Source organism: Catenulispora rubra (assembly GCF_015356825.1).
In the GTDB taxonomy this organism is placed as follows: domain Bacteria; phylum Actinomycetota; class Actinomycetes; order Streptomycetales; family Catenulisporaceae; genus Catenulispora; species Catenulispora rubra.
The window spans coordinates 1-5,412 of record NZ_JAACYW010000472.1 but is presented as its reverse complement, the minus strand read 5'-3'; the positions used below and the strand labels follow the sequence as shown (position 1 = coordinate 5,412).

The 5,412-nt window shown below is 73.5% G+C and carries 5 protein-coding genes; 3 read left to right on the top strand and 2 right to left on the bottom strand.

Annotated features, from left to right (window positions below):
* Positions 1-1,299: MocR-like pyridoxine biosynthesis transcription factor PdxR (gene pdxR, locus GWK61_RS52475; protein ID WP_194921748.1), on the bottom strand; the 1,299-nt coding region annotated here is incomplete at its 3' end.
* 70 nt (positions 1,300-1,369) lie between these two features.
* Here pdxR and GWK61_RS52470 point away from each other — a divergent pair.
* Together GWK61_RS52470 and GWK61_RS52465 are read left to right on the top strand one after the other, a co-directional pair.
* Positions 1,370-2,443: a DMT family transporter gene (locus GWK61_RS52470; protein ID WP_228564421.1), complete on the top strand. Its 1,074-nt coding sequence runs from the start codon at positions 1,370-1,372 to the stop codon at positions 2,441-2,443.
* A gap of 62 nt (positions 2,444-2,505) precedes the next feature.
* On the top strand, positions 2,506-3,438 hold the full coding sequence (locus GWK61_RS52465; protein WP_194921746.1) for an SURF1 family cytochrome oxidase biogenesis protein: 933 nt from the start codon (positions 2,506-2,508) through the stop codon (positions 3,436-3,438).
* Here the strand turns inward: GWK61_RS52465 and GWK61_RS52460 are convergent.
* Positions 3,419-4,390 (bottom strand): hypothetical protein, encoded by a 972-nt coding sequence (locus tag GWK61_RS52460; protein WP_194921744.1) that lies wholly within the window; start codon positions 4,388-4,390, stop codon positions 3,419-3,421. The two genes, GWK61_RS52465 and GWK61_RS52460, sit on opposite strands and share 20 nt — an antisense overlap.
* A 298-nt stretch (positions 4,391-4,688) precedes the next feature.
* On the opposite strand from GWK61_RS52460, the gene GWK61_RS61650 reads away from it, so the two are divergent.
* Positions 4,689-5,264: a transposase gene (locus GWK61_RS61650; protein ID WP_194921742.1), complete on the top strand. Its 576-nt coding sequence runs from the start codon at positions 4,689-4,691 to the stop codon at positions 5,262-5,264.
* Positions 5,265-5,412: the final 148 nt, after the last annotated feature.

The window sequence follows — 5,412 nt, the reverse complement described above, 5'->3', positions numbered from 1 at the left end:
GAGCACCAGCCCGGGCGGCCCCGGCGCGAACCGCATCGGCGCCAGCGGCTGGACGCGCACGCCCTGCGCGTCCGCCGCTGCGGCGAGCGCCTCCTCGTCGCTGCCCGGCGGCAGGTCGATCAGTAGGTGCAGACCCGCCGCGACGCCGCGCACCTTCCACTCCGGCAGCTCCGCGGCCAGTGACGTCACCAGCGCGTCGCGGCGGGTCCGGTAGCGGCGGCGGACGGTGCGCAGGTGGCGGTCGTAGGCGCCGGTGGCGATCAGGTGCGCCATCGCGAGGTGGTCCAGGACGGAGCCGCCGAGGTCGCTGTGCAGGCGGATGTCGCGGATCCGGTCCGCCAGCGGCTGCGGGGCCACGGCCCAGCCGAGGCGGAGCGCGGGGGCCAGGGACTTGCTCGTCGTCCCCAGGTACAGCACGCGGTCCGGAGCCATGCCCTGCAGGCAGCCGACCGGGTCGCGGTCGTAGCGGAACTCGGCGTCGTAGTCGTCCTCGATGACCAGGCCGTCGGCGGCGCGGGCCCAGGCGATCAGCTCCGCGCGGCGGACCGGGGCCAGGACCACGCCGGTCGGGTACTGGTGCGCCGGGCCCGCGAAGACGACCGTCGCGGAGGTCCGCCGCAGCTCCGCGACGACCAGGCCCGCCTCGTCCACCGGGACCCCGACCAGCGTCATGCCCGAGGCGGCCAGCAGCCGGCGCGGACGGTCCGCCGACGGGTCCTCGACCGCCAGCACCCGGTGTCCGAGCTCGTACAGCGCCTGCAGGCCGAGGGCGAGGCCCTGCGCCGAGCCGTTGATGGCGACCACGCGCTCGGGCGTGGCGTCCGCGGCGCGCACCCGCCGCAGGTAGGCCGCGATCTCCTCGCGGAAGCGCGGCACGCCGCCGGGATCGCCGTAGCCGAGGCCCGCATGCGGCAGGTCGCTGAGCACCCGGCGCTGCGCCGCGACCCACGCCGTACGCGGGAACGCCCCGAGGTCCGGCCGCCCCGGCGTCAGGTCGAACTCCGGCTCCGCCTCGGCCGCGTCCTGCGGCGCCGCGCCGCGCTCCCCCACCGCGTGCCCGGCCGCGACCCACGTCCCGGCGCCGGTGCGGCTGAGCAGGTACCCCTCCGCGACCAGCTGCTGGTACGCCTCGACCACCAGCCCGCGCGACAGCCGCAGCTCCGCCGCCAGCTGCCGGCTCGGCGGCAGCACCGTGCCGCCGGCGATCCGGCCCGCGCGGATGCCGTCGCGCAGCCCGACGACCAGCTGCTCGACCAGGCGGCCGGCGGTGCGGTCGACGGTCACCAGGATCTCGGCCACCGGATTGGTCCCCTTTTCGCGCCGCTGATTGGTTCTTACCCGCAGACCAATCCGATCCTAGCCTCGCAGCATGTCCACGATCACGGGTGCGGTGGGTGCGGAGAGCGGCGCCGGCGCCCCGGCCCAAGCTCCGGCCCCGACGCAGCACTCCCGCCCCGCCACCACCAGCACCACCGGCGACACCCGCATGCCAGCCCAGGCACAAACTCCGGCCCAGCCACGCCCCGCAACCACCGCCACCGGCGCGCAAGCCCCGGCTCCGGCCCGTCCTCGTCCGGCCACCCGCCACGTCCTCCAAGGCGCCCTGGCCATGTCAGTCCTCGGAGCCTCCACCGCGGTCAGCGCCCACCTCACCCGCTACCCGGTCCTCGGCGGCCAGGCCCTGCGCTACACCCTGGCCGCCGCGGTCTTCGCCGTCATCGTGCGGCGCAGCGGCCTGCCGCGCCTGCGGCCGACGGCCCGCGAATGGCTCCAGCTGACCCTGCTGTCGGCCACCGGCCTGGTCCTGTTCAACGTGTTCGTCCTGGCCGCGCTCCGGCACACCGACGCAGCCACCCTCGGCAGCGTCGTGGCCTGCTCGCCGCTGGTGCTGGCGCTCGCCGGGCCGCTGGTCACCGGGAGCGGCCACGGCCACCGACTGCGCAAGGGCCCGGCGATCGGCGCGGCGGGGCTGGTGGTCGCCGGGAGCGCGATGGTGCAGGGCTTCGGGCCGGGCAGCGCGGCCGGGATCGTGTTCGCCGTCCTGACGCTGGCCTGCGAGGCGCTGTTCTCGCTGCTGGCGGTGCCGCTGCTGCCGAAGTTCGGCGAGCTGCGGGTCTCGGCCTACGTCACCGTCATCGCCGTCCCGACGCTGCTGGTCGCGGGTCTGGCCACGGACGGCACCGCGATGCTGCGGATACCCACGCTCACCGAGACGGCCGCGCTGCTCTACCTGGCGCTGCCGCTGACGGTCGGCGCGTTCCTGCTCTGGTACCGCTCGCTCAACGGCCTCGGGCCGCAGCGTGCCGGCCTGCTGATCGGCACGGTGCCGGTCGCGGCCTGCGCCGCCAGCGCCGCGCTCGGCGTCGGGACGCCGGGGATCGCGCAGCTGGCGGGGGTGGCGGTCGTGGTGGCGGGGATCGTCGTCGGGCTGGCGAAGAGTTAGAGGCCCGGGGTGGAGTGCGACCTGCCTCCGGCGCGCTCAAGGACGTCGGGTAGCGTCAGCCTGTGTCTCGGTACCGTTTCGTCTTCTCCTGGCGCTGGATCCGCCTGCATGTCCTGATCTGGCTGGTCCTCATCCCCGCGTTCATCGGCCTGGGGATGTGGCAGCGGAGCCGCTACCACGAGCGCACCGCGGAGAACGCCGTCATCAGGACCGCGATGAACGCCCCGCCGGTGCCGATCGAGGACACCGACGCCGTGGGCGCCCCGGTACCGCAGAAGGCCCGCTGGAAGCAGCTCACGCTGGTCGGGACCTTCGACACCGCGCACCAGTTCCTGGCCCGCAACCACCAGGAGAACGGCAACCCCGGCTTCTGGGTGATCACCCCGATGACGCTCGCGGACGGCACGTCCGTCCTGGTCAACCGGGGCTGGATCCCGACCGTCGACTCCGACGAGCAGCAGTCGCCGGCGATCCCGGCGCCGCCGGCCGGCGCGGTCACCGTCACCGGGCGGCTCCAGCAGTCCGAGACCAAGGGGAACACCGGCATCCGGGACGTCACCACAGGCTTGCCGACCGGGCAGATCAGCCTGATCAACACCGACGCGCTCGCTGCCAAGACCGGGCTGCAACTGCGCGGCGGGTACGCCGAGGTGATCACCTCGAAGCCGGTGGATTCTTCGCAGATAACGCCAGTGGATGCACCGTCGCTGGACGAAGGCCCGTACTTGTCCTACTGGTTCCAGTGGTGGCTGTTCTGCGTGATCGCGGCCGGCGGCTGGGCGACCATCATCCGGCGCGAGGCCCAGCACCGGGACCGGGAGGCCGCCGAGGCTGCTGAAGAGGACGAGTACGACGAGGACGAAGACGGCGACCTGGACGATGGCCCGGAGGCCGACGCGCCCGCCGCCGCCAAGCCAGAGGGCGAAGACGCCGACGCGCCCACCGCCCCGGCTCCAGCCTCCGCTACTGCTACTGCTACCGCGCCAGCGCCCTGAGCACGTCCGCCAACTCCTGCGTCGGCTCGAACCGGATCCCGTCCTCGGCCCGGCGCGAGCCCTGCCGGTAGAGCACCCCGTCCCGCCACCAGAACAGCTGGTCGCTCACCGGGCCCGGCCCGGTCTCGTACTGCCGCCGCGCCAGGCGCAGCATGCCCTCGGCGGCCGGCACCGCCTCCGGTCCGCGCACCGGGTGCGCCGCGAACAGTCCGCGGTTCGGTATGACCACCAGCGCGCCGTTGCTGTCCACGGACACGTAGTCGGGCAGCCAGAAGGAGTGCGTCGGGGCGTAGCCGGAGCCGCCGCGCACCACCGTGATGCTGACGCCCTCCGCCTCCAGCAGCCGGGTCTCCAGCAGGCCCTCGCGCCGCACGTTCTCCCGCGCCGTCCGGTACGCCTCGCGCGCGGTCACCTTCCAGCGCGCCAGGTCCCCGTACGCGACCGGGCCCTCCTCGGGCCGGTACCAGCGCACGCCGGCGCCCAGCGGGTCGCGCAGCGGCGAGGGCGGGACCAGCTCCAGGACCTCCACCAGGCCGTCGGCGCAGAACCGGTGCTCTATCCCGGCCAGCGCCGCGGAGTCGGCGTCGTCGCCGCCGAACAGGCGGGCCCGGATCCGGCCGCGGACCGAGGCCCACTCCGAGTCGTGGTCGCCGGTGAGGGACACCGAACTGGCGTAGAACCCTGAGGGGTCCACGCGGGTCAGCACCAGTTCCTCGACCATCTCCGGCCAGTCGGCCTTCTCGGCCACCTCCATCCGGCGCTTGAGGGCGGCCAGCGGCCAGCGGCCGCGGTGCGGGCCGTAGACCTCGATCAGCCCCTCCTCCACGATCGACCACGCGCAGCCGCGACGGCGCAGCTCCACGTCGAGCAGGCCGACCATCGCCACCGCCACCGGGTCTCCTTCCGGCCAGCTCCTGCGAGCCTCGGCGGCGTGGCGTCCGTTCGTTCCCACCTGCGGATCCCCCCAAGAGAGAGTCGTCGTACCGGATTGCGAAGCAGCCCCCGGCTACCCGCGATCGCTCCCCGCACTCGATATTTTGACGAAAGCCCGGGCTCTTCGGTTGCCGAACCGTACCGATCTAGTCCCCACCTAGTCCTTTCGGCGTATAAGCGCCAGGTATCCCTTCAGGGTCTCTCATCGACTGGACCATCGGACAGGGTAATGCCACGGGGCGCTTCCGTCTGCCTCCAATGGGTGACAAGCGACCCGAAAGCGTGACGTCTGCTGTTTCGACCGCGTTGGGCGATACGTGCCCCACAACGCGCCGCGCACTGAACCGCCGGATGTCCACAGCGCGGTGCTCCTGGGGGTTCCGGCCCCACGCCGCGATCCCGCCACCAAACCCGCCGGCGGCAACACCCTGACACGCCTGCGCCGCCCCGCCCCCGAAGACCCGATGGTCACCGACCGCGCCTGGGAGCGCATCAGCGCCCTGCTCCCCGAGCGCCCCCGCCGCCGCCGCAACCCGGGCCGCAAACCCCTGGACGACCGAGCGGTCCTCAACGGCATCCTGGTGGTCCTCGGCCGCCGCATCGGCTTCGAAAAGCTGCCACAGGAACTGGAATACGGCAGCGGCATGACCTGCTGGCGACGCCTGCGCGACTGGCAGCGCGCCGGCATCTGGACGGACATCGCACAAGTACTCCGCGAGGAGATCCCCGAGGCCCGCCGCATCGACTTCGACCGCGTGATCACCAACGGCGGCCCCGGCGCCACCGAAGGCGAGACCCGCGTCGCCCGACGACCCCGCTCCACGACGCTGATCCGCCAGCCCTCGCCGGTCGCGATGGAGTTCGGGTTCACGGCTTTGCGGAAGAGCCGGTAGGGGCCGGCTTCCGCGCACGCGATCAGCGACCGGCTGACGGCACGCGCATCCGGCCAGCACCGCGGGGCTGGTTTCGAGCGGGCGGCTTCGCGCAGCTGGTTTCGAGCGGGCAGCGGATATGTCGGCGGCGGCTGGCATGCTTGTATAA